General features: G+C 61.9%; 22 protein-coding genes and 1 pseudogene. 20 read left to right on the top strand and 3 right to left on the bottom strand.

The genetic code is table 11. The features are described 5' to 3' along the window. Window position 1 precedes the first annotated feature (1 nt). The 16 genes and pseudogenes from V5B40_RS05660 (at window position 2) to V5B40_RS05585 (ending at window position 16,795) form a co-directional block, all read left to right on the top strand. Window positions 2-1,765 (top strand): bifunctional alpha/beta hydrolase/class I SAM-dependent methyltransferase, encoded by a 1,764-nt coding sequence (locus tag V5B40_RS05660; RefSeq protein ID WP_332353610.1) that lies wholly within the window; start codon window positions 2-4, stop codon window positions 1,763-1,765. Next, the gene (locus V5B40_RS05655; protein ID WP_332353609.1) at window positions 1,762-3,081 is read left to right on the top strand and encodes a dual specificity protein phosphatase family protein; all 1,320 of its coding nucleotides are present in this window, start codon (window positions 1,762-1,764) and stop codon (window positions 3,079-3,081) included. The genes V5B40_RS05660 and V5B40_RS05655 overlap by 4 nt, the downstream gene beginning before the upstream one ends. Further along, entirely contained in the window at window positions 3,071-3,514 is a 444-nt protein-coding gene (locus V5B40_RS05650; RefSeq protein WP_332353608.1) for a hypothetical protein, read from the top strand. Before V5B40_RS05655 ends, V5B40_RS05650 begins: the two co-directional genes overlap by 11 nt. Window positions 3,515-3,549: 35 nt before the next feature. After that, complete coding sequence (locus V5B40_RS05645; RefSeq protein ID WP_332353607.1) at window positions 3,550-4,170, top strand: lysophospholipid acyltransferase family protein; 621 nt, start codon at window positions 3,550-3,552, stop codon at window positions 4,168-4,170. Window positions 4,171-4,183: 13 nt separating this feature from the next. After that, window positions 4,184-5,125 carry a phosphatidate cytidylyltransferase gene (locus V5B40_RS05640; RefSeq protein ID WP_332353606.1) on the top strand — a complete coding sequence of 314 codons (942 nt, stop codon included), beginning with the start codon at window positions 4,184-4,186 and terminating at the stop codon, window positions 5,123-5,125. A gap of 372 nt (window positions 5,126-5,497) precedes the next feature. Further along, window positions 5,498-5,809 carry a nucleotidyltransferase domain-containing protein gene (locus V5B40_RS05635; RefSeq protein WP_332353605.1) on the top strand — a complete coding sequence of 104 codons (312 nt, stop codon included), beginning with the start codon at window positions 5,498-5,500 and terminating at the stop codon, window positions 5,807-5,809. Then, window positions 5,806-6,000: a hypothetical protein gene (locus V5B40_RS05630; protein ID WP_332353604.1), complete on the top strand. Its 195-nt coding sequence runs from the start codon at window positions 5,806-5,808 to the stop codon at window positions 5,998-6,000. Before V5B40_RS05635 ends, V5B40_RS05630 begins: the two co-directional genes overlap by 4 nt. Before the next feature lie 108 nt (window positions 6,001-6,108). Further along, entirely contained in the window at window positions 6,109-6,312 is a 204-nt protein-coding gene (locus V5B40_RS05625; protein ID WP_332353603.1) for a hypothetical protein, read from the top strand. A gap of 124 nt (window positions 6,313-6,436) precedes the next feature. Continuing rightward, on the top strand, window positions 6,437-8,611 hold the full coding sequence (katG, locus tag V5B40_RS05620) for a catalase/peroxidase HPI (protein WP_332353717.1): 2,175 nt from the start codon (window positions 6,437-6,439) through the stop codon (window positions 8,609-8,611). A gap of 727 nt (window positions 8,612-9,338) precedes the next feature. Next, complete coding sequence (locus tag V5B40_RS05615; protein ID WP_332353602.1) at window positions 9,339-9,770, top strand: hypothetical protein; 432 nt, start codon at window positions 9,339-9,341, stop codon at window positions 9,768-9,770. Window positions 9,771-9,856: 86 nt separating this feature from the next. Then, a complete protein-coding gene (locus V5B40_RS05610; RefSeq protein ID WP_332353601.1) occupies window positions 9,857-10,852 on the top strand; it encodes a ParB/RepB/Spo0J family partition protein in 996 nt (331 codons plus the stop codon). Continuing rightward, window positions 10,758-12,170 (top strand): Mu transposase domain-containing protein, encoded by a 1,413-nt coding sequence (locus V5B40_RS05605; RefSeq protein WP_332353600.1) that lies wholly within the window; start codon window positions 10,758-10,760, stop codon window positions 12,168-12,170. The genes V5B40_RS05610 and V5B40_RS05605 overlap by 95 nt, the downstream gene beginning before the upstream one ends. Continuing rightward, window positions 12,163-12,984 carry an IS21-like element helper ATPase IstB gene (gene istB / locus V5B40_RS05600; protein ID WP_332353599.1) on the top strand — a complete coding sequence of 274 codons (822 nt, stop codon included), beginning with the start codon at window positions 12,163-12,165 and terminating at the stop codon, window positions 12,982-12,984. Before V5B40_RS05605 ends, istB begins: the two co-directional genes overlap by 8 nt. A gap of 505 nt (window positions 12,985-13,489) precedes the next feature. After that, a pseudogene (locus tag V5B40_RS05595) lies at window positions 13,490-14,365 on the top strand (peroxidase family protein); the annotation flags it as partial. Between the two features lie 759 nt (window positions 14,366-15,124). After that, a complete protein-coding gene (locus V5B40_RS05590) occupies window positions 15,125-15,826 on the top strand; it encodes a peptidoglycan-binding protein (RefSeq protein WP_332353598.1) in 702 nt (233 codons plus the stop codon). A gap of 705 nt (window positions 15,827-16,531) precedes the next feature. After that, window positions 16,532-16,795, top strand: a complete 264-nt coding sequence (locus V5B40_RS05585) for a hypothetical protein (RefSeq protein WP_332353597.1) — start codon at window positions 16,532-16,534, stop codon at window positions 16,793-16,795. A gap of 99 nt (window positions 16,796-16,894) precedes the next feature. Here the strand turns inward: V5B40_RS05585 and V5B40_RS05580 are convergent, their stop codons facing one another. The 3 genes from V5B40_RS05580 to V5B40_RS05570 all read right to left on the bottom strand — a co-directional run bounded on the left by V5B40_RS05580 (window position 16,895) and on the right by V5B40_RS05570 (window position 18,687). Then, window positions 16,895-17,377, bottom strand: coding sequence for a copper chaperone PCu(A)C (locus tag V5B40_RS05580; RefSeq protein WP_332353716.1), 483 nt, complete (start codon window positions 17,375-17,377; stop codon window positions 16,895-16,897). A gap of 192 nt (window positions 17,378-17,569) precedes the next feature. After that, window positions 17,570-18,208 carry an SCO family protein gene (locus V5B40_RS05575; protein WP_332353596.1) on the bottom strand — a complete coding sequence of 213 codons (639 nt, stop codon included), beginning with the start codon at window positions 18,206-18,208 and terminating at the stop codon, window positions 17,570-17,572. 11 nt (window positions 18,209-18,219) lie between these two features. Then, window positions 18,220-18,687: a hypothetical protein gene (locus tag V5B40_RS05570; RefSeq protein WP_332353595.1), complete on the bottom strand. Its 468-nt coding sequence runs from the start codon at window positions 18,685-18,687 to the stop codon at window positions 18,220-18,222. Window positions 18,688-18,968: 281 nt separating this feature from the next. Here V5B40_RS05570 and nosZ point away from each other — a divergent pair, with 281 nt between their 5' ends. From nosZ to V5B40_RS05550, 4 genes are all read left to right on the top strand, one after another. Beyond that, window positions 18,969-21,266 (top strand): Sec-dependent nitrous-oxide reductase, encoded by a 2,298-nt coding sequence (nosZ, locus tag V5B40_RS05565; protein WP_434735833.1) that lies wholly within the window; start codon window positions 18,969-18,971, stop codon window positions 21,264-21,266. 81 nt (window positions 21,267-21,347) lie between these two features. After that, window positions 21,348-21,662 (top strand): c-type cytochrome, encoded by a 315-nt coding sequence (locus tag V5B40_RS05560; RefSeq protein WP_332353593.1) that lies wholly within the window; start codon window positions 21,348-21,350, stop codon window positions 21,660-21,662. A 162-nt stretch (window positions 21,663-21,824) separates the two neighbouring features. Then, on the top strand, window positions 21,825-22,556 hold the full coding sequence (locus tag V5B40_RS05555; protein WP_332353592.1) for a c-type cytochrome: 732 nt from the start codon (window positions 21,825-21,827) through the stop codon (window positions 22,554-22,556). Window positions 22,557-22,701: 145 nt separating this feature from the next. Continuing rightward, window positions 22,702-23,691, top strand: a complete 990-nt coding sequence (locus V5B40_RS05550; RefSeq protein WP_332353591.1) for a hypothetical protein — start codon at window positions 22,702-22,704, stop codon at window positions 23,689-23,691. Window positions 23,692-23,693: the final 2 nt, after the last annotated feature.

Here is a 23,693-nt window from a genome sequence, read left to right as displayed (position 1 = left end):
CATGCATCGACTGAACGAACGTGCGGTGACCGAAAGCCATTTTGCGACCGACGACGGGGTCGAGCTGTTCTACCGCCACTGGCCGGCCAGCGGCACGCGCCGGGGCACGGTGGTGATGTTCCATCGCGGTCATGAGCATTCCGGGCGCATGGCACATCTGGTGGATGAACTGGATCTTCCCGATTTTGACGTCTTTGCCTGGGATGCCCGCGGGCATGGCCGCTCGCCTGGCGAGCGCGGTTTCTCGCCGAGCTTTGGAGCCTCGGTGCGCGATGTGCAGACTTTTGTCGATCATCTTCGCAACGCCCATGGCGTGGCGCCGCAGGAGGTGGTGGTGCTGGCCCAGAGCGTGGGTGCGGTGACGATCGCGACCTGGGCGCACGACTACGCGCCGCAGGTCCGCGCGCTGGTGCTCGCCTCGCCGGCTTTCAAGGTGAAACTCTACGTGCCTTTCGCGCGGCCGGGACTGCGTCTGCTGCAGCGGCTGCGCGGCAATTTCTTCGTCAACAGTTATGTGAAGGCGAAATTTCTGACCCATGATCCTGCGCGGCAGGCCAGCTTTGCTGCCGACCCGCTGATCACGCGCGCCATTTCGGTGCATATCCTGCTCGCCCTGTACGAGGCTGCCGAGCGCGTGGTGGCCGATGCGGCCGCGATCACCCTCCCGACGCAGGTGCTGATCTCGGGCGCGGACTGGGTGGTGCATGATCAGCCCCAGCACGATTTCTTTGATCGCCTCGGCAGCACGGTGAAGGAAAAGCATGTGCTTGAGGGTTTCTTCCACGACACTCTGGGCGAAGCCGATCGGGAGCGGGCGATCGGGCTGGTGCGCGGCTTCATTCTGCGCCAGTTCGACAGCCCCGCGCCGACGCTGGACCTGAACGATGCCGACAAGGCCGGGACCACTTTCGACGAGGCGCAGACGCTGGCCGCTCCGCTACCCGAAGGAAGCTTCAAGGGCTGGTGGTGGACGACGTACCGCAAAAGCCTGCGCTGGGCCGGCATGGTGTCGGACGGCGTGTCCTTGGGGCATCGCACCGGTTTCGATTCGGGCAGCACGCTCGACTACGTGTATCGCAACGAGGCCGGGGGCGCGGGCTTCATCGGCCGCATGGTGGACCGCAACTACCTCGACGCCATCGGCTGGCGCGGCATTCGCCAGCGCAAGCTGCATCTCGAGGAGCTGATCCGCGACGCCATGGCCCGCTTGCGTGCTGACGGCGCAGCGGTGCGCGTGCTCGACATTGCCGCCGGCCACGGCCGCTATGTGCTCGACGCGCTGATGGCCGAAGGCACAGCTCCGGAAAGCGTGCTGCTGCGCGACTACTCGACCATCAACGTGCGCGACGGTCGCCGCCTGATCGCGGAGAAGAACCTGGCCGGCATCGCTCGCTTCGAAGAGGGTGACGCCTTCGATGCCGAGTCGGTGGCCGGCGCGCAGCCAGGCACCACGATCGGCATCGTCTCCGGCCTGTACGAGCTGTTCCCGTCCAACGACCTGGTCCGTGCTTCTCTGGGCGGCATGGCGAGGGCGGTGGAGGCGGGCGGTTATTTGATCTACACTGGCCAGCCCTGGCATCCGCAACTGGAGATGATCGCCCGCGCGCTGACCAGCCATCGCCAGGGTGAGGCCTGGGTGATGCGCCGGCGCACGCAAGCGGAAATGGACCAGCTGGTGCGCGAAGCGGGCTTCGAGAAAATCGGGCAACGCATCGATGAATGGGGCATCTTCACCGTCTCGATCGCGCGTCGCAAGGCGGCATGAACAGCATCGGCTCCGCTCCGATCGGGCCGATCCGCTGGCAGCACAGCGTCGCCTGGTTGCTGCTGCTGGCGCCGCTGTTCTTCCTGAGCTACGGCTGGACCAACCAGCTGGCAGCCAGCCGCGGAGTGAGCGCGAGCATCGTCTTCGGCTGGGAGCAGGCGATCCCCTTCCTGCCCTGGACCATCGTGCCCTACTGGTCCATCGACCTGATGTACGGCTTGTCCTTCCTGGCCTGTCGCACGCCGCGCGAAGTTAATCACCACGGCCTGCGCCTGCTCAGCGCGCAACTCATCTCGGTGACCTGCTTCGTGCTCTTCCCCTTGCGCTTTTCGGGCGAGAAACCCGCCGCCGACGGTGTTTTCGGCACGCTTTTCGATGCCCTCGCCGGCTTCGATCTGCCCTACAACCAGGCGCCGTCGCTGCACATCAGTCTATTGGTGATCATCTGGTGGGTGCTCGTGCGCCGCGCTTCGCCCGGCCGCCGCATGGTCTGGAATGGATGGGCGCTGCTGGTGGCGGCCTCGGTGCTGACCACCTGGCAACACCATTTCTTTGACCTGCCCACCGGCCTGCTGGCGGGGCTGCTGTGCCTGTGGCTGTGGCCCGACCTGGGTAGGCCGCCGCTGTTACCGCCTGGCAAGGGGGAGGGCAGGCGACCGCGCCTGAGCCTGGGCTATTTTTGCGGCGCCATGATCTGCCTGCTGATGGCGGTGCAGGGCGGCTGGGCGCTGCTGGCCGCGTGGCCGGCGACGGCCTTGGCACTGGTGGCGGCCAACTATGCCTGGGCCGGCCCCGGCGGCTTTCAGAAGCACGACGGCCGACAGAGCGTCGCCGTGCGCTGGCTGCTGGCGCCGTACCGGCTGGGGGCATGGATCAACAGCCGGCTATGGACCTGGCGAAAACCCGAGCCCGATCGGGTCGCCGATAGGCTCTGGCTGGGTCGCCTGCCGACTGCCGCCGAACTGGCCCGGGAGCGCTTCGATGCCGTCGTCGATGTCACTGCCGAATTCGATACCCCACGCGGGGCGGCGCGCGCGTACAGCGTACCGATGCTCGATCTGACCTTGCCGTCCCTGGCGACCTTGCGCCATGCCGCAGCGACAGTGGACACCGCCGTGGCCAACGGCGAGCGGGTCCTGGTGTGCTGCGCGCTGGGCTATTCGCGCAGCGCGCTCAGCGTCGCCGCCTGGCTGCTGCAAAGCGGCCGCTGCGTTTCGGTCGATGCGGCGATCGCCCGGATCAGGGCGGCGCGACCACAGGTCGTGTTTTCCGAGGCACACTTGACGCTGCTCAAGGAGTTGATCGATGCCCACTGACGATGCGCTCACGCCCCACCTGGCCGCCGATGCTGCCGTCACCGCCGGTCTGCTCGACAGCGGCCGGACCCTGGCCTGGGTGAGCGGCATGACGCTGTTGATGACGGCCCTTGTCTGGCTGCTGGGGCATGCCGTGCATTCGCCGGCGCTCGTCGGCACGGTCGTGATGGCCGCGGCGCAGGGGGTTTTTGCACAGCGCGTGCGCTTCGACGCCGGCATCTTCCACTTCTGGGCCTCGCGCTGGCATCATCCGCTGGCAGCGGCTGCCGATCTGGCGGCGTTCGATGTGCGTGTCGGTCGACAGAGGCCCGCGGTCGCTTCCGTCGCAGCGGATCTCGCCGAACGGCGACGCGGCGCCATCCGGCTGCTGATCTGGCAGACTGCCTGCGCTGCCCTGCAACTGGGCTTTACCGTCATTGCCCTCTGGCCCTGACTGCCTGACTGCACTTTTTTGCGAAGCGACGAACGATGATCGAAAAACTGTTTGGCCTGCTGTTGTGCAACTTTGCCAAGCTGCTCACCGGCGTGCGCCCGCTGTGGCAGAACTGCGAGCCCGAAGCGAAGCTGCGCGTGTATTTTGCCAACCACCGCAGCCATGGCGATTTCGTCTTGATCTGGGCGGCGTTGCCGGCCGAGTTGCGCCGTCAGACGCGCCCGGTCGCCGGGGCGGACTACTGGCTCGATAGCCGCTTCAAGAGCTGGCTGATCAACAAGGTCTTCCACGCCGTGCTGGTGGATCGCCGGCCTGGGCGGGAAGGCCCTGATCCGGTCGCGCAGATGGCCGCCGCGCTACAGGCCGGCAGCTCCCTGATTTTGTTTCCCGAGGGCACGCGCAATCTTGGCGAGGCGCTGCTCCCCTTCAAGAGCGGGATTTTCCATCTCGCGCAAGCGATGCCGCCGGTGGAGTTTGTGCCGGCGTGGATCGAGAACCTCGGCCGGGTGATGCCCAAGGGGGCGATAGTGCCGGTGCCGCTTCTCTGCACGCTGACTTTTGGCGCACCTCTGACGCTGACACCGGGCGAAAGCAAGGGCGAATTCCTTGACCGCGCCCGCCACGCGCTGCTCGACCTCGCCCCGCCGGCGAACTGACCCAGGACCCGCGATGAGCCCCGATCACACCGTGTTCAATGTCTTTGCTGCGGTTTTCGCCGCCCTGGCTGTCGCCAGCGGCATTGCTGCCGTACTCAAGTGGCGGCTGGCGCCCGATGCCTCGGGCGCGGTCATCGACAACCTCAACGCGCGCATCAACGCCTGGTGGTGGATGGTGGGCGTACTGGCGGTGGCCTTCTGGATCGGCGAGGGCGGCATCATCGTCCTCTTCGGGCTGATCTCCTTCCAGGCGCTGCGCGAGTACATCTCGCTCACCCATACCCGGCGCGGCGACCACCACGCCCTGATGTGGTGTTTCTTCTTCTTCCTGCCCGCCCAGTACGTGCTCATCGCCATCGACTGGTACGGACTGTTCAGCATCCTGATCCCGGTCTATGCCTTCCTGCTGCTGCCGATCTCGGCGACGCTGTGCAGCGACGCCGAGCGCTTTCTCGAGCGTGCCGCCAAGGTGCAATGGGGGCTGATGATCTGCGTGTATTGCATTTCGCACGTGCCGGCGCTGCTGACGCTGGAGATTCCCGGCTTCGATGGCCGCAACGCGCAGCTGATCATCTTCCTGGTGCTCACCGTGCAGTCGAGCGACGTGTTTCAGTACGTGTGCGGCAAGCTCTTTGGTAAACGCAAGCTGGCACCGGCGATCTCACCGTCGAAGACCCTCGAAGGCCTGGTCGGTGGCCTGCTCACCTCGACCGTCCTCGGTGCCGCCCTGTACTGGCTGACGCCTTTCAACGTCTGGCAGGCGGCGCTGGTGGCGCTGACCATCAACGTCGTCGGCTTCTTCGGCGGCTTCGTGCTCTCGGCCATCAAGCGCGACCGCGGTGTGAAGGACTGGGGCACGCTCATCGAAGGGCATGGCGGCATGCTCGACCGTGTCGATTCGATCAGCTTTTCGGCGCCGATCTTCTTTCACATCGTGCGTTACTGGTGGGTGTGATCGGACAGGCGGCCACTGCGAGGGATGGATTCATCGGCCAGCTTCGGGTCGGACACTGGCAGGCCGTTTCGTTGCCGCGACATTCGAATGACGAGAACCTGCCGCATTTTCAGAACCGATCGTAATATTCGTTGACGTCTGTATGCTGCGGTCACAGCAGCGCCGGACGCTTAATGTGAAAGTCGCGCCAGCGACTCACGAATCTCCCCTCGCGGCATGACCGTTAGTCGCACAATGCCGTTGGCAGCAGGCCGCTGCAAACCTGGCGCGCGGGCTGCCGTTGGAAGGTAAGACACCGACGCTCGGCTCGAAACAATGAATGGTGAGTCGGATGAATTCCATGACTTGTAATGACCAGGAAAGAGGTAAGGCTTGAGCCTGATTGATGAGGCGTTGGCTTGCCTGGCGCACGCCGTACCGGTTGGCACCCGGCTGATCGTGTTTGGTTCGTGCGCGCGCGGTGATGCGGACGTCGACAGCGACCTCGACCTGCTGGTGGTGGAACCGGTGGTGCCTGACCGGTTCACGGAAATGGCGCGGCTGTCCGCTTTGCTCGGGCGAAGGCTTATTCCAGCCGATGTGGTGGTGGTGAGCGCGGCTCATTTCGAGCGCCAGAAGACCATGGTCAACACGCTGGCCTGGCGCGCGTCACGGGAAGGGCTGGTTCATGAATGCGTTGCGTGAACATTGAGCACGCTCTGGCGCTGTTGGCTCGCGCCAAGGGCGATCTCTATGTCCTGCGTCGACTGCGCGATGATCCGGATGCTCCCGCCTGGGTACTCGGCTTTCATGCTCAGCAGGCAGTTGAAAAAAAGGCATCAAAACGGTGCTGTCCGGGTGCGAGCTACCGTACCCGCGTACCCACAGCCTGGTAATGCTGTCCGAATTACTGCGCAACGCGCTTTGCTCTTTGCCACCGGAAGTCGAGGCCTTCGGCGGCCTGACACCCTTTGGTGTAGTCCTGCGCTACGAAGATGTCATTGATGATCAGTCGCCAGTCGTCGACGCTGTGTGGTGCGAGGCGCTGGTCATCGGCGCAGGGTTTTTTTGCACAGCGCGTGCGTTTCGACGCCGGCATCTTCCACTTCTGGGCCTCGCGCTGGCATCATCCGCTGGCAGCGGCTGCCGATCTGGCGGCGTTCGATGCGTGTTCAAGAGCAAGCCCGTCCGACAATCAAGGCGGATAGTTGCGCGGATAGCTGCATGCTATGGACAGAATTGCTTCAATCAATTGGCAACATCAAGCAGGGTCTCCTAGGATAAGGGTGTTGGTCCTTCTCAACCTCGCACAGCAGGAGAAAGAAAATGGCTATGGATGGAAATCAAACGAAAAATGGCGGGCAATGTCCGGTGATGCACGGCGGTGCGACATCGATTGGTACGTCCAATATGGAGTGGTGGCCGAAAGCCCTGAACCTCGACATCTTGCACCAGCACGATACAAAGACCAATCCGATGGGTGAGTCTTTTGATTATCGAGAAGAGGTCAGGAAGCTTGACATCGAAGCGCTGAAGAAAGACCTCAAAACCCTGATGACCGACAGCCAGGATTGGTGGCCTGCGGACTGGGGACACTACGGCGGCCTGATGATCCGCATGGCTTGGCACTCTGCCGGCACTTACCGCACGGCGGATGGCCGTGGCGGTGGCGGCAAGGGTAATCAGCGCTTCGCACCACTGAATTCATGGCCAGACAACGTGAACCTCGATAAGGCACGTCGTCTGCTGTGGCCGATCAAGAAGAAATACGGCAACAAACTCAGTTGGGCGGACCTGATCATCCTCGCCGGCAGCATGGCCTACGAGTCGATGGGTCTGAAGATCTTCGGTTTCGGTTTTGGCCGCGAAGATATCTGGCATCCTGAAAAGGACACCTACTGGGGTTCCGAAAAGGAATGGCTGGCTCCGAGTGGAAGCGTCAACAGCCGCTACTCCGGCGAGCGCGATCTGGAAAACCCTCTGGCTGCCGTGATGATGGGGCTGATCTATGTCAACCCGGAAGGCGTTGACGGCAAACCCGACCCGCTCAAGACGGCCCGCGATGTGCGCGTAACCTTCGCACGCATGGCGATGAACGACGAGGAAACCGTTGCCTTGACTGCGGGTGGTCACACGGTAGGCAAATCGCACGGCAATGGCGATGCCAATCAGTTGGGCCCCGCTCCTGAGGCAGCCGATGTCGAGGATCAGGGTCTAGGCTGGATCAACCATACTGGCAGAGGGATTGGTCGCAACACCGTCACCAGCGGTATCGAAGGTGCCTGGACGACCCACCCCACCAAGTGGGACAACGGCTACTTTACCCTGCTGCTCAACCATGACTGGGAACTGAAGAAGAGTCCGGCCGGTGCCTGGCAGTGGGAACCCATCAACATCAGGGAAGAAGACAAGCCGCTTGATGTTGAAGACCCCGCGATCCGCTGCACACCGATCATGACCGACGCCGATATGGCCATGAAAATGGATCCGGAGTATCGGAAGATTTCCGAGCGCTTCTACAAGGATCCGGATTACTTCTCGGAAGTTTTTGCGCGAGCCTGGTTCAAGCTGACCCACCGCGATATGGGCCCGAAGTCACGCTACATCGGCCCGGATGTTCCGCAGGGAGACCTGATCTGGCAAGATCCGGTGCCCGCAGGCCGCAAGGACTATGATGTGGCGGCGGTCAAGGCGAAGATCGCGGCCAGCGGCCTCGCCATCGGTGAAATGGTGTCTACTGCCTGGGACAGCGCTCGCACCTTCCGTGGTTCGGACAAACGTGGTGGTGCCAACGGTGCCCGCATTCGCTTGGTGCCGCAAAAGGACTGGGAAGGCAACGAACCAGAGCGTCTGGCCAGGGTGCTGGCCGTGCTGGAAAGCATTGCGTCGCAGACCGGCGCCGCCGTGGCCGATGTCATCGTGTTGGCGGGTAATGTCGGTGTCGAGCAGGCGGCCAAGGCTGCCGGCTTGAACGTTACCGTGCCTTTCGCTCCGGGCCGCGGCGATGCTACGCAGGACATGACCGATATCGAGTCATTCGAGGTGCTGGAACCCGTCGCTGACGGTTACCGCAACTGGCTGAAGAGAGACTATGTTGTCAGCGCCGAGGAATTGCTGCTCGACCGCACGCAATTGATGGGTCTGACGGCCCATGAGATGACAGCACTGGTCGGCGGCATGCGTGTTCTGGGCACCAATTACGGTGGCAGCAAGCACGGCGCGTTCACCGATCGCGAAGGTGTTCTGACCAACGACTTCTTCGTCAACCTGACGGATATGGCCTACACGTGGAAGCCTGCAGGCAAGAACCTTTATGAAATTTGCGACCGCAAGACTGGTGCGGTCCGGTGGACGGCGACCCGCGTCGATCTCGTCTTCGGCTCGAACTCGGTCCTTCGTGCCTATGTTGAGGTTTATGCGCAAGATGATAACAAGGAGAAGTTTGTGCGGGACTTTGTAGCAGCTTGGGCGAAGGTCATGAACGCTGACCGCTTTGATCTAGGCTGATTTCGTCGGCGGCAGCACGTTCCCCACACAGGGAATCGTTTCCCGTGTGGGGAATTGTCGGTAGCGGACGAGCGGCTCAAATGACGGCTGATGACACGAGTGTTTGGTCTACCCCAAAAAGATAATTGGCAAGCCATGCCATCACCATGGCATCTTCGGCGCGTCGTGCAAGTACATCTTATAAACAATATTTTACGGAACAGTTATGCACTAAAACGGGACATCATTAAATCTCTGCCCATGTCTATGCATTTCTGCTCCGCTGAGAGGAATGGTTTTACTTGGCCGGCTCGATGGAGTATGGTATTTATCCCAGTCTGCTCGATTATCTGTGATACTCATCTGTTAAATGCGATGTGCAATCGCTTTTGTTGAACATATCCTTGACGCTCCCCGGAACTGACCCGCTCTTGCTCACCAAAGCTGACCCATCAAGCGTGACCCAGTGAGCCCTGGTTGAGGTCCGCAGCGATTCCCGGGAACCGAACTTCGTAGTCCCCCACGCTCGGTCGGTAGGCCACGCCGGTTGGGCATGCGTCAGCGGGCGGAAGCCCGGTTGCCCGCTCTGCTGATCGCGCGCTGAAGCCCCCTTCGCCAAGCTCGCCGCGTCCGCCCAGTTCGCCCGCCGCCAGGTTGCGCTCAAGCCTCGCCAGATCTCCGGCACCGCGACAGGAAGCACGGCACAGGCCCATTCTTCCCGCACGACGTCGTGTGGGGAGAAACCGTCATGGAATTCCGACAGTGCGAGGCGTGTCGTCAGCCGTTCCGGCCGCGTCCGCAGAATCCCGACCAATGCTTTTGTTCCGCCGCCGCCTGCCAGCGCGAACGACGGCGGCGTTGGCAGGCGGCCAAGCGCCAGAGCGATCCCGACTATCGCGAGAACCAGAAGCGTGCGCAGAAGGCCTGGGTGGAGCGTCACCCCGACTACTGGCGCACGTATCGAGATCAGCATCCGGAGTACGTCGCACGCAATCGGGCCCGGCAGCGGGAACGTGCGCCCGCCCCGACCGGCGTTGCAAAGATGGACGCGTCAAAGGCGGGAATTGCTTTGCCATCAGGCACTTATCGTTTGTCGCCGGTGGTGGACGCGTCGTTTGCAAAGATGGACGCGTGGATGGTCGAAATCACCGTTATTTCAGCCGGTTGCGCCTCGCCATGAAACCCCTGCCGCGGCTTGCAAAGAGAGGACTCGATCGCCTTGCGGTGGCCGCCTTGCTAGGCTGGATGCCATAGGAGGTCAAGCGCATGGATCACACGGCCGCTACGGCCCAGACTCTGGATTTGCACCGCCTGGAGTTGCGCTACGCCGAGCTTCGGGTGCTGGATACGGCGGCGATCACGCATCTGGCCCAGTCGATCGCGCTCAATGGCCAGCTCGTCCCGTGCATCGCGGTGGCCGGCGAGGGAAACTCGGCGATCCTGCTCGACGGCTATCGACGCGTCGCCGCGTTACGGCAACTCGGCAAGGATACGGCCGAGGTCGAATGCTGGGACGGCGATCCGGTGCAAGGCCTGCTGGGCGTGTTGGCACGAACCCGCAGCCGCGCGTTTGCGCCGATCGAAGAAGCGCTGCTGCTGCGCGAACTGATCGCCAGCGCCCCCCTGAGCCAGCATGAAATCGCCCGCCGCTGCGGTCGCGACGTGAGCTGGGTCAGTCGCCGCCTGCAACTCGTGACGGTCCTCTCGGATGCGGTGTTGACGGCGGTACGCCAGGGAAAGGTCTCCACCTGGGCGGCGGTCCGGATTCTCGGCCCGTTGGCGCGCGCCAACAGCGCCCACGCCGAACGGCTACTGGAGAGTTTGCGCACGGCGCCGCTGACCACACGGCAGCTGGTGACCTGGTTCGCGCAGTATCAAGGCGCTTCCCGGACCGTGCGCGAGCGGATGGTCGAGGCCCCGCAATTGTTGCTCAATTCGCTGACCGCCAAGGCCGACGAGAAGAACGCCGATCGCCTGCGCGAGGGTCCGGAAGGCGAGGTGCTGGCCGACATCCGCATTCTCGACGCGGTCAGCGCCCGCCTGGCTCGACGTTTGTCCGCCCTGGCGCCCTCGCCAGCGGACCTGCCGCCCGCCGTCACCGCCGCGGTCGGCGCCTTGCAACCGGCGCTGGCGTTTCTCCAGTGCCACCTGAGGAAGGTTTTCCCCGATGAAATCGCCCGAGATTCGTCAAGCCGTCCAGACGCTGCATCAGCAAGGTCTGGCGTTACGCGAGATCAGCCGGCTGTTGAAGCTGTCGCGTAACACCCTTCGCCGCATCCTGCGTTCTCCGGCGGCTTCCCCGCCCGGTATGCCAGCGGCCGGCACGCGTGAACCCAGCTGTCCGGCGCCGGTTCGGCTTTGGCTGCCCTCGGCCTTCGAGCGCGCGCGCGGCAATGGGGCCCGCATCCAGGAGATGCTGGCGGCAGAAATGGGCCTTCGTCCGGGCTACAGCACGCTGACCCGCTGGATCCGGGAAGCCGATCTGCGCACCCCGCCGAAACGTGCCGGCGCGTATTACTTCGCCCCGGGCCAGGAGATGCAGCACGATACCTCGCCGCATCGCGTGATCCTGGCCGGCAAGCCGCTGACGGCGCAATGCGCGTCACTGATCCTGGCGTATTCGCGGCGGCTCTTCGTTCAGTACTTTGCGCGTTTCACGCGTTTCGAGGCCAAGCAGTTCCTGCTCGATGCCGTCCGTTTCATGGCCGGCAGCTGTGCGACCTGCGTCATCGACAATACCAGCGTGATTGTCGTCGCCGGAGCCGGCGACGAGGCCGTGTTCGCACCCGAGGTGGTGGCCCTGGCACGCACACTGGGTTTCGCTTTCCGTGCGCACCCGGTGAACAATCCCGATCGCAAGGGGAGGATTGAAAGACCTTTTTCCTGGATCGAAGGCAATTTCCTGGCCGGGCGGACGTTTCGCGATTTCGCCGACCTGAACGAGCAGGTGCTGGCCTGGTGCGAGAACGTGGCCAACGCCAAACCGAAGCGGGCGCTGGGCGTGGCGCCGAGCGCCGCCTACGTCGTGGAGAAGCCTTGTCTGCAGCCGCTGCCGGCGGTGCTGCCGCCGGTCTATCAGGTCGTCGAGCGGGTGGTCGATCTGCAAGGTTTCGTGTCGATTGAGACGAATCGCTATTCGGTGCCCGAACGCTGGGTGGGCAAGGCGCTGAGCGTCTATCTGTATGCGACCGAGCTGCGGGTCTGCCGGGGTGAGCAGCTGCTCGCCGTGCATGCCCGTCTGCTCGGCGTGCGCGATGCGAAGCAGAAGCTGCCCGGGCATCACCCGACACCGCAGCCCCGGCCGCGCACGCCGCCGCGCGAGGCGGCTTTGTTGCAGGGGCACGATCCGCTGCTCGATGCGTACGTGGCGGCGCTGGTCCGGCAGGCGCATGGCCGGGGGGTACGGCCCCTGCGTCGCTTGCTGGACTTCAAGCGGACCTATCCGAAGGGGCCTTTGCTGGCGGCGGTGGCGCAGGCGCTGCAGTTCGGGCTGTTCGACCTGGGTCGTCTGGAGCACATGATCCTGCAGCAGGTGGCGGGGGATTTCTTCAATCTGGACCGGGGTGACGACGATGCGTGAGCGTTTGAAAGCCTTGATCGCGCAGATGCGTTGGTCGGGGATGGCGGCAGTGCTCGATGAGGAACTCGACCGGGCCGAGCGGCAGGGGACGCCGGTTCCGGAGGCGCTCTTTCGTTTGTTCAGCGCGGAGGACGCGGCACGGCGAGAGAAGAGTCTCGCTTATCGCCTGAGCCAGGCGCATTTGCCTTGGCCGTGGACGTTGCAGTCCTTTCCTTTCGCGCGTCAGCCGAGCGTGAACAAGGCGCAGGTGATGACGCTGGCCGGACTGGAATTCCTGCGCCGGGGCGAGAACGTGTTGTTGATCGGTCCGCCAGGGACCGGCAAGTCCGGGATCGCGGTGGGACTGCTCCGCGAGGCGTGTCTGAACGGTTATCGCGCGCGCTTCTACAACGCGCAGGCTTTGCTCGATGCCTTGTATGCTTCGCTCGCCGACCGCTCGACGGTGGGGCTTCTCAACCAGTTGTGCCGCATGCCGCTGATCGCCATCGATGAGCTGGGCTACCTCAATCTGAAACCGGAACAGGTCAACGCGTTCTTCCGCCTGATGGATCAGCGCTATAGCCTGGGGCTGTCAACGATGATTTCTACGAATCTCGATCTGCCCGACTGGTACGAGTTGTTTCAGAAGAAGCCGCTCGTCGATGCGCTGCTCGACCGACTTCAGCACCGTTGCATCATTCTGCGCTTGAGCGGACCTTCTCTGCGCAGTGAACCTGAAAGCGCTGCGACGATCGCGACCGAGGCCTCGACAGCGGCGGCTAAACGCTCGGCGTCGAGGAACATCGCCCCAACGGACGAGTCCTCAGCGTCCTGAAGGCGCGACGGCGCGTGCATTTACGCGCTCGCCGGCCGCCGACCTGCTCGCCCGCTCGCCCACTCGCCCACTCGCCCACTCGCGCCCAGAGCGTGCGCCGGGAGGGTCACGATGGTCAGTGGCTGAAGCGGCGATCGGGGCGAGTTCGACACACACACGAGTACCGGTCTCCATGGCAGTAAGCCCGATACTGCCGCGCTTACTGCCACCCCTCAGTCTCGTGCCCCTCCGCTGCGTCAAGGGAGGCTTCGCCAGGCTGCAAAAAGCCGCAGCCTGCCCTTGACCCAGCTCCGAGGCTTTCCTGCCGCACGCGCCAAGCGCATCCATCACCCCAAAAAAGAAAAGATCTGCATCGGACGGAGCGTGTCGCCGAGCCGCTGCCACACTTCGTTCGATCACTGCCGACATCGTGCAGATCGCAGACTCCCGCGCATCTCCTGGATCCGTTCCAGTGAGCGAAAAAGGGTCAGGTTTCGTGAGCGCCGAGGAACATATGTAGATACCTATGAAAACAGGAAAATCAGTAGCATTGCTTGTGACATTCGCAGTTGCAACCACACCCATCCTGTTGATGGATCCGGTACACGCCGAGATGCAAGCAACCAGCAAGGATTTCTGGTGGCCGAACCGGCTGGATCTAAGTCCGCTACGCGCGCATGCCGCCGAATCGAACCCGATGGGCGATAATTTTGATTAAGCCAAGGCCTTCGCCGGTGTCGATATCAAAGCGCTGAAAGAAGACATCGCGAAGGAGATGACCACCTCACAGGCCTGGTGGCCGGCTGACCGGGGCACCTATGCCGGTTTGTTTATCCGCATGGCTTGGCACAGTGCTGGCACCTACCGTACCCAGGATGGCCGCGGCGGCGCCGACGGTGGTCAGCAGCGCTTCGAGCCGTTGAACAGCTGGCCAGACAACGCCAGTCCCGACAAGGCGCGTCGCTTGCTGTGGTCGATCAAGAAAAAATATGGGCGCAGCGTGTCATGGGGTGACCTGATGGTCCTTTCTGGCAACGTTGCGCTGGAAAAGGCAGGCTTCAAGACCTTCGGATTCGCCGGTGGCCGTCTTGACGATTGGGAAGCCGACCATGTGTACTGGGGCGCCGAGACCAAGTGGCTTGCTGATGACAAGCGTTACAGGGGCAAGCGTGATCTCGATAATCCGTTGGCCGCTGTGCAGATGGGCCTGATCTACGTGAATCCGGAGGGCCCCACAGGTCACCATGGTGATCCGGTTGCCGCCGCGCACGACATCCGGGATACCTTTGGCCGTATGGGCATGAATGACGAGGAGACCCTCGCGTTGATTGCCGGCGGCCACACTCTGGGCAAGACCCACGGCGCCCACAAGCCTGCTGATGGCATCGGCCCCGAGCCGGCCACCATCTCGCAAATATTATTTCTTCGTTCTTCGGGGCGATTTTTCTCGGAACTTTGGCTGCGGATGGAACCTTAGTCTACATCAAGCCGTCGCTCACCGGCAGGGAACTCGCCGACGTGTTGAACTATTGACAGACGGCCCCGAGTTTCCCGCACCAGACGACGGCCGACCAGTGGTTCGACAAAACGCAGTTCAAAAGCTTGCTTCGCTCGGCTATAACATTGGCACCAGCGCCTTGCGCGAGCCCCCCGGGACGTCGGAAGGCAACACGCCGGAACCTGGGCGGCATGACGTTGTGAAGCTGTGCACTTTGATCAGGAAGAAATGGGGGACCGCACCACCGGCATCGCCAACGGTCGAAGGTAATCGAGCCGACGCGAAGCCCGGGGGCGACGCGACTGGCTGGTTCAATGGAGTAACGGCATGGCGCGAACGATAATACGCTCACCGCAAAGGCGATCGCTAAATCACTCGGAGCAGGACGCGACTGATATGCACATGCCGCTCGCCATCGTCGCTTGCCGCTGCCACCGAGAACTCAATCTGGTGGGCGTTAAAACGTTAATCTCGATATCTGCATCACGTTCGAGGGGCCCACCCGCGTCCTACGGCGCCTCAAGGCGTGGAAAATCAGGGGTGAAGTTGTCGTGCGTTTCCTGAAACAGTCTCATAGAGTCAGAGAGGAAGAACAATGGAAATCGTCGCAGTCAATATAACGGAGATGTCGCGAACCGCCGCGCCGCGGATCATCAGGGCATCGTGGATAACCAGCAACTCATCACGGATGGAGGAATCAATACGCCGCTCCGCCTTTGTCATTTCATGGCGCAGCTCGCGCACGAGAGCGCTCACTTCGGGGTGACGCTTGAGTTCGCTTCCGGCAAAGCCTACGAGGGACGAAAAATTCTCGGAAATATCCATGCCGGTGATGGGCCTCGCTATCGCGGGAGAGGATTGATCCAGACAACGGGACGGACGAACTATCAACTGGCGAGAGACGACATCCGCAAGATCGTGCCGGATGCTCCGGATTTCGAGGCCGACCCTGTCAAGCTGGAAGAATTCCCGTGGGCCTTGCTGTCCGCCATCTCCTACTGGCGGCGAAGGAACATCAACCGTTTGGCGGATCGCGATGATGTGGTCGCCGTAACCAGGACGATCAATGGTGGCGAGAACGGGCTCGCAGAAAGAAAGCGCTACCTCGCGAAGGCAAAGGCGATCTGGATCGACGACAACACACCGACGGCAGGGCACTCAACCGTTCGTCCTGGCGACAAGGGTGAAGAGGTTGAGGAACTTCAGAACGTCTTGGTCGCGGCAGGCTTCCGGGTTCTCGTGGACGGCGACTTCGGCGACAACACCAAGAATGCAGTCATGGACTTTCAGACGCGCAAGGGGCTGCCGGCCGATGGCGTGGTCGGTCTGAAGACATGGGGCTTGCTGCAGCTGATCGCCGGATAGCGTCCGTGCGTCCATAGTGAGTCACGCAGGCCGGCCTGTCTGTGGGCCTGGACCTGCGCGAGGATACTCTGCGCCATCAAAATCACCGCGGCCGATTATCCATAACCGGGATTCGACACGATGCGTATTCCCCAACGACATGAAACGACGCAAGCGCCGCAGACCAGGAGTTGGAGTTGTTTCATTCTCATCGCACTTCTGTGGTGTACACCGAAGGGTGCCGAAGCGAAGCCAGCCGTGTGTTCAACGACGGACGACGGCCCCGAATACGCATGCGAGTTCCGTCCTCTCTATGCAAACGGCAGCTTCCAGATTTCAGCGCCAGACAAGCCAGGGCTTCCACCGACCTACAGACTCGTTCTTCAGAGTGCTTCTACGCCGGTCACCTTGAGCGGGTATGTGTATTACCGTGATACTGAGACGGGCAAGGTCAACATGAAACAGGGTATTTACATCGGAGAGTTTCGGCGGAGTAGGCGCATAGAAGCGGAAAAGCGCGGGTGCTGGGAGCGGACTACCCCCACCCAAGTGGAGATTTGCGCTCGTTGAAGGGAAGGATCCGCGAGGATTCCCAAGCGCTCGACAACTCGGCCGACTACCCTCTGCTCAAAAACGAGGACCGCATCGACTTCACCGGCTGATATGTAGCCTGTGAGGTGAATCCATTAAAACCATCTTCTTTTGGCAGTCCGACAGGCTGCGCGCGTGCGAGAGATCGCCGCCGCGCAGAACTGGCTGGAGGCGACGAGCCCGCTGCCGGATGACGCGACGATCGCGCGCTACTACCAGGCGGCGGCCACTGCCCACGGATTCCGGCAGTTGGAGCACGGGGGATCGTCAGAGCGGCTTTCTACCGTGCCTTCGCAGAACGAAGCCATCAGCGCTTGCCGCACAAAAGGCTGTACAAACGTACAGTCTTTCGGTATTCTTGCTCCAGCTGCAGCGAATTCGATCAACCGATCCCGATAGAGGAGTAAGTCACCATGAATCGCATTCAAAAGTTGTTTGCGCAGATCGCAGGCGTCTATCAGGCGGAGACTCAGCGCTGGGTTGCTGCGCAGGAGATCTTCACGGCACAGCGGATGGATGTTTCGGCTTTGCAGAAGCCTGCTTGCTGGCGCAGGAAGTCCCGGATTTACGGCGTTCGGCGATAGCTGCGGCATGGCTCCTGGTGCTTTCCAGCGGCCGCAGCAGGTGTTTTTTGCTCAGTGCTTCATCGCGCCGTGCTGTGGCAGGGGTCGGGGCTTTCATGACCGTCTGTGGCTTTTTGACCGCGGCGTCGATCTCTTTTGTGCTGCCGTCGTCGAAGCGCAGGGTGAGGGTTACGCTGTCGCCTTCTTTGAGTGGCTGCTGGAGGTCAAGGAGCATCACGTGGTAGCCGCCGGGCTTGAGTTCGGTCTGCGCTCCGGCCTTGATCTCGATGTCCGCAACCTGGCGCATGCGCATCATGCCCTGGTCATTGAGATGGGTGTGCAACTCAGCTTTCCTGGCGACCGGGCTTTCTGCCTGGAGCAGCTTGCGGTCGCTGCTGCCGCTGTTGCTGATGGTCATGAAGGCGGCGGTGTTGGGCGTTCCCGGCGGCACCATGCGCACATAGGCGCATCGGCGATGGTCAGATCGGTTTCACTGCCCAGGGTGGGCAAGGGTAGTGTGAGTGCCGCGGCAAGGATGACGAGGGCGGGATGCAAACGCATGGCGGGGAGTTCTCCTGTCGGTAACTGATCGAGTGGGATGTTGTTGGCCTCACCTGGCGGCAACGGGCGCCGCCAGGTGTTGGCGGATGGCGGCAAGGAGCTGTGCGGGGGTCGAGGCGTGCGCCAGGGTCAGCGCCAGTTTCCCCTGCGTATCAATCAGGTAGGTCGCCGACGAGTGGTCGACACTGTACTGCCCCTGCGCATTCGGCGGCTGCGCCTGATAACTGGCGCCATACTGCGCGGCGACGCGGGCGATCTCCTGTGGCGCGCCGCTCAGGCCGATCAGGGTCGGGTGAAAGAAAGGCGCGTATTCCTGCAGGCGCTCAGCGCTATCGCGTAGCGGGTCGACCGAGATGAACAAGGCTTGTACCTGCTGCTGCTCTGTGGTTTCGAGCCCGGACAGGGCCTGCGCGATCAGCGCCAGCGAGGTCGGGCAGACATCGGGGCAATAGGTATAACCGAAGTAGAGCACGACGACTTTGCCGCGATAGTCGGCGAGTGTGACTGGCCCTTGTGGTCCCTGGAGTGTGAAGTTTCCTCCCGCTGGCTTGGCCGCGGCCGCCAGGCGGGCGGGCGGCGGAGCAGCGGCGATGGTCGCTGGCGGCAGCGGTTCCCAGAAGGCGATCAGGAAGATCAGCGTGCTACTCAGCACGACGATCAGGGCGATCAACAGCAAGCGGGTTTTCATGCGCGCCAGCTTCAGTTACCGGTCTGGAAGCGGAAGGGCACCGCCACCAGAGCCTTTCCGGTATCGACCAGCACGGTCGCATCCCACTCCATGCTCCCGGTGATGCATACCGGCAGGCTGGCCACTCCCACGAAGTGCTGGCTATTGTTCGGCTCGCTCACCAGTTGCGGCCGGTTATAGCCCATTTTCATTTCGGTACCGGCGAAATCGACCTCGACTCTGCGCACCTCGCTACCCCTGACCGACGCCTGCAACTGCAGGGGCTTCAGCGCCGGGACAGGTCTTGGTTCGATCGAGAACTCGAGCTGACCGCCGTCAGGCAGAGCGGCGGTGCACGACTGCTGGTTCAGATTGCAAGCTGATAGCGGTAGCTCGATATCAGCCTTCGGGCTGAGCAAGGGTGCCAGCTTGTAGCCAATGACGCCGAGCACGGCGAGGCCGAGCAGAATTGTGGCGTCGAGCAACAGCTTCTTGGTCATCGGAGAAATGCTGGTTCGGTGGCGGTCTGCGGCAGGTCGGTCACACAGCTGTCTCGTCTTTTGGGGCGGCAAGGGCGGCGGGGCCTTGGTGAGCACGCGCAGCGCAGCGAAATTGCAAGCCCGCCATTGTGCAAAGGCGCGGCTCGGCCAAAATTGATGCAGCTCAAATTATCGCGCACCGCTTGTGCGCACAATGTGCGGCATATTGCCGCAGTGGCGCCATGTCGCTTGGCGATAGGGACGGGAAACCAAAACCCAAATTGTTCAAAGGGAGAGACAGAATGGAATTTCGCATGAAGCAAGTCGCGTCGCTGCTGCTGGTCGCAGGACTCGCCTGCGCAGCTTCAGGCAGCAGCTATGCTGCCGAATCACTACAGGACGTGATGAAGCGTCGGAGCCTTTCACAGCAGGACCTGCTGGCCGCAGCCAAGACCTATGTGCCGACCGGAAAACGCGATGAGTTCATCGCCTTCTCGTCCGGCGGCCAGTCGGGACAGGTCATTGTCTATGGCGTGCCGTCGATGCGTATCCTCAAGTATATTGGCGTGTTTACGCCGGAACCCTGGCAGGGCTACGGCTTCGACGAAAGCTCGAAGGCCGTCCTTGCGCAAGGCAAGATCGATGGCAAGGACCTCACCTGGGGCGATACTCACCACCCGGCGATGTCGGAGACGCAGGGCCAGTACGACGGGCAGTTCCTGTTCATCAACGACAAGGCCAACCCGCGTCTGGCGGTGATCGACTTGCGTGATTTCGAGACCAAGCAGATCGTCGTCAACCCGATCTACAAGTCCGAGCACGGCGGCGCTTTCGTCACCCCCGACACCGAGTACGTGATCGAAGCTGCGCAGTACGCGACGCCGATGGCGAACAAGAAATTCGAGCCACTAGAGGAATTCAACGAGAAATACCGTGGTGGCGTCACCTACTGGAAGTTCGATCGCAAGGAAGGCCGCATCGATCCGGCGCTGTCCTTCTCGATCGAGTTGCCGCCGTACAGCCAGGACCTGTCGGATGCCGGCAAGGGGCCGTCTGACGGCTGGTCGTTTACCAACTCCTTCTGTACCGAGCGTTACGTCGGCGGTATCGAAAAAGGTCGCCCCCCGTATGAAGCGGGTTGCTCAGCCAAAGATACCGACTACATGCACGTGATCAACTGGAAGAAAGCCGCCGAGTTGGTTGCTGCCGGCAAGGCCAAGAAGATCAACGGCCACAACGTATTGCCGCTGGATGTTTCGATCAAGGAAGGCATCGTCTTCCTGGTTCCGGAACCGAAATCGCCGCACGGCGTCGATGTCACTCCGGACGGCAAGCTGATCACCGTTTCGGGCAAGCTCGACACGCACGTTTCGGTGTACTCCTTCGAGAAGATCATGGCCGCGATCAAGGCCGGCAAGTTCGAGTCGAAGGACCCCTACGGCCTGCCGGTGATCAACATGCAGGACGCGCTGCATACGCAGGTCCAGCTCGGCCTCGGCCCGCTGCATACCCAGTATGACTCGAAGCCCTGCGTGGCCTACACCTCGCTGTACGTGGACTCGCAGGTCGCCAAGTGGAACTACTGCGAAGGCAAGGTCCTCGACAAGATCAGCGTGCACTACAACATTGGCCACCTGATGACCATGGAAGGCGATTCCATGGCTCCCAAGGGTCGCTACCTGGTGGCACTGAACAAGCTGTCGATCGACCGCTTTGCTCCGGTTGGTCCGCTGCATCCGCAGAATCACCAGTTGATCGACATCAGCGAAGACAAGATGCAGCTGCTCTACGACATGCCTCTGCCGCTGGGTGAGCCGCACTACGTGGTGGCCATCGAGGCGAGCAAGCTGAAGCCTGGTGTTCGCTACAAGGTCGGTACCGATAGTCGCACCGACAAGAAGCATGCCGGTGCTGTCCGCGCGGGTGAGGAGAAAGTCGTTCGTACCGGCAACAAGGTCGAAGTCTTCGGCACGCTGATTCGTTCGCACATCACGCCGGAAACGATCGAGGCCGAAGTTGGCGACGAGATCACGATCAACCTGACCAACCTTGAGCGGGCGCAGGACGAAACGCACGGCTTTGCCGTCTCGACCTACAACGTGCATGCGTCGATCGAGCCGGGCAAGACGGTCCAGGTCAAGTTCAAGGCTGACAAGGAAGGCGTCTATCCGTACTACTGCACGGAGTTCTGCTCCGCGCTGCACCTCGAGATGCAGGGTTACCTGCTGGTCAAGCCGAAAGGCTGGAAGCCGACCAAGACCGCAATGACTGCCGGCACCAACTACAGCGAGGCCGACTACAAGGCGCAGTTGAAGAAGGTTGTCGATACGCAGGCGGTGATCGACTCGGTCGTCGGCTACATCACCGGTGTCAACTACAAGGACTTCCCGGATGTGGTCGCGATGATGGACGATGCGGTCGACCAGCTGGGCAAGATCAAGGATGCCAAAGCCAAAGCTGACGCAGCTGCTGGTGAAAAGGACTGGAACAACGCCACGCTGTGGACCGAGCAGATCTGGCAATACCAGGTCAAGGCAGCGGACCTCGGCCTGCGTGCCAAGACCTATCTCGAGCAGAACGGCGCCAAGCCGGTCAAGTAAGCCGTATTGATCTGGCTCAAGGCAACTCGGCGGGGAGCGGAGTTACTCTGTTCCCCGTTTTCTTATGAAAAAGGAATAAGCATGAAGAAGCTGATGGCTGTAGTAGCGATGGCGACGCTGGCGGCCTCGCCGGTACTGGCGGCGGAAGATGGCGCCAAAGTGTATGCGGAGAAAACCTGCGCTGCGTGTCACGGCCCGGCGGGAAACAAGACGCTGATGCCCGACTACCCGAAGATCGCCGGACAGAATGCCAAGTATCTCGAGAAGCAGATGCTGGACATCAAGAGCGGGGCGCGTGCCAATGGCAACTCGGCGGCGATGAAAGGCGTGATGCCGCTGGTCAGCGATGAGCAGATCAAGGTGCTGGCCGATTACCTCTCCAAGCTCAAGCCCTGAGTTCTTGTCGGCCGCAAGTCGTCGCCGGCAGGCGCAGGTAGTGGGCAGGGCGCGCCTACCGAGCCGAGTGTCGCGCGCCTGACTTGATGAGTATCAACGCCAAACGTCGGGATGCTTGTTAGATTGACAGCTGTGGATTCTCAAACACGAGGGAGTTAGGAAATGAAGAAACTGATTCTGGCCGTTTCGCTGGCGATGATCGCGGCAGGTGCCGCGCAGGCTGGTCCGCCACCACCCAAGGCGCACGGCATCGAGGACAAGACCTACCAGTGGAACGCCCAGGAAGGCGAAAAGATGGAGGCCTTGAAGCTCAAGGGTGACAAGGTGCGTGGCGAGGAGGGTTACGAGGTCTGCGGCGCCTGCCACCTGCCGTCCGGAGCCGGCCGTCCTGATGGCACTTTTCCCCAGTTGGCGGGCCAGCACACCACCGTGCTGATCAAGCAGATGGCCGATATCCGTGCCGGTCTGCGTGACAATCCGACGATGTACCCCTTTGCCGCGACCCTGATCGACCCGCAGGAACTGGCTGACGTCGCAATCTATATCGAATCGCTGTGCATCCCGGTCGAACACGGCAAATATGAGGGTCCGGATGCCGCCGTGCAGTTGGCGACCGGCAAGACGCTCTACGAGAAAGAATGCAAGGACTGTCACGGCGCGAATGGCGAGGGCGTCAAGGACAAGTTCTACCCGGTGATCGCCGGCCAGCACTACAAATATCTGCTGCGCCAGATGACCGAGATTCGCGACGGCCACCGCCGCAACGCCAACCCGGACATGGTCAAGATCATCAAGAAGTACGACGACAAGCAGCTGGTCGCCATTTCGGCCTATCAGTCGAGCCTGGTGATGCCGGGCAATATGTGCAAGCCGAAGGAAACGGCCAAGAAGTAGTCGTCACGATTCGCAAGTAATAACGAGCGCGTTCTGTCGCTGTCAAAGCCCGCCCGCAGTTTCTGCGGCGGGCTTTAGTTCCCGGCAAGCATAAGTAATGAATAATATTCTGCAGACGCCAAACGCTCTGAACGAGGACTGAACCATGTCAGCCGCAGCACCAAGCAAGCAGAATTTCATCGTCGCCGCGCTTACCGCGGTTGCCACTGGCTTGATGATCGCCGCTTTCTTCGCGCCGATCTGGTGGGTCTCCCTGACCGCGCCGAACTATCCAGCCGATGCCTTCCCCGATGGCATTCGCATCCACTTTCATTTCGATGGTGTCTATAACGGCTGCAAGGCGGCCGGCAAGGGCACGCGCATGGATAGCGAAATCATTCAGAAGGAGCTCGCCCACGACGACGAGCGCTACAACCCGATTACCGACAAGAACAGGGACGTCAACAAGGGTGCCGAGGGTCTCGACTGCGTGCACGAAATGAACACCATCAACCACTACGTGGGGATGTTCCCGATCGCCACCGGCGCGCCGGTGGAGAAGCCGCTGGCCAAGTTCTTCTTCGCCTTCTTTACGGTGATGCTCGTCGGCTTCATGGTGCCACGTCGCAAGCCGCGGCTGCTGGTGCTTGCTGCCGGCTTTGCCGCGGTCGCCGGCTGGATCATTGTCGACCAGTACGTGATGGGTGGTCTGGAAGCGCATGTCGCACACTATGTCAGCGAAACGGCAACTTTTTTCAACGAGCCCGAGAAGATCCAGGGCTGGGGTGAAAATGTCACCACGATCACGCATGTGGTGATTGCCGGGACGCTGCTGGCGATGCTGGTGGTGCTCGCCGGTGTCGCCGGCATGCGCGGCTTTTCGCTGTTGCTGGCGCTGGTTCCGGCCCTGCTGCCGGTCTTTTTCGTCATCACCTACGCCGGATGGCTATGGTTCTTTGGCCATAACATGCACCCCTGGGGTGCTTTCACGGTCAAGCCTTTCATGCCGACTGTTTTTGGCGAGGGCAAGGTGGCGCAGTTCTCGACCTACTCCTATCCGTACTGGGGCTACGGGCTGCTGCTGGGTGTCATGGCCTGCCTCCTGCTGGCCCTGCTCATCCGGCGCAAACAGATGCGCGAGGGTACCGCGGAGTAGCC

The organism is Candidatus Accumulibacter meliphilus (assembly GCF_036625345.1).
Lineage (GTDB): Bacteria > Pseudomonadota > Gammaproteobacteria > Burkholderiales > Rhodocyclaceae > Accumulibacter > Accumulibacter meliphilus.
Note: the sequence above shows the minus strand (reverse complement) of the source record. Positions and strands in the feature narration are given on the sequence as shown.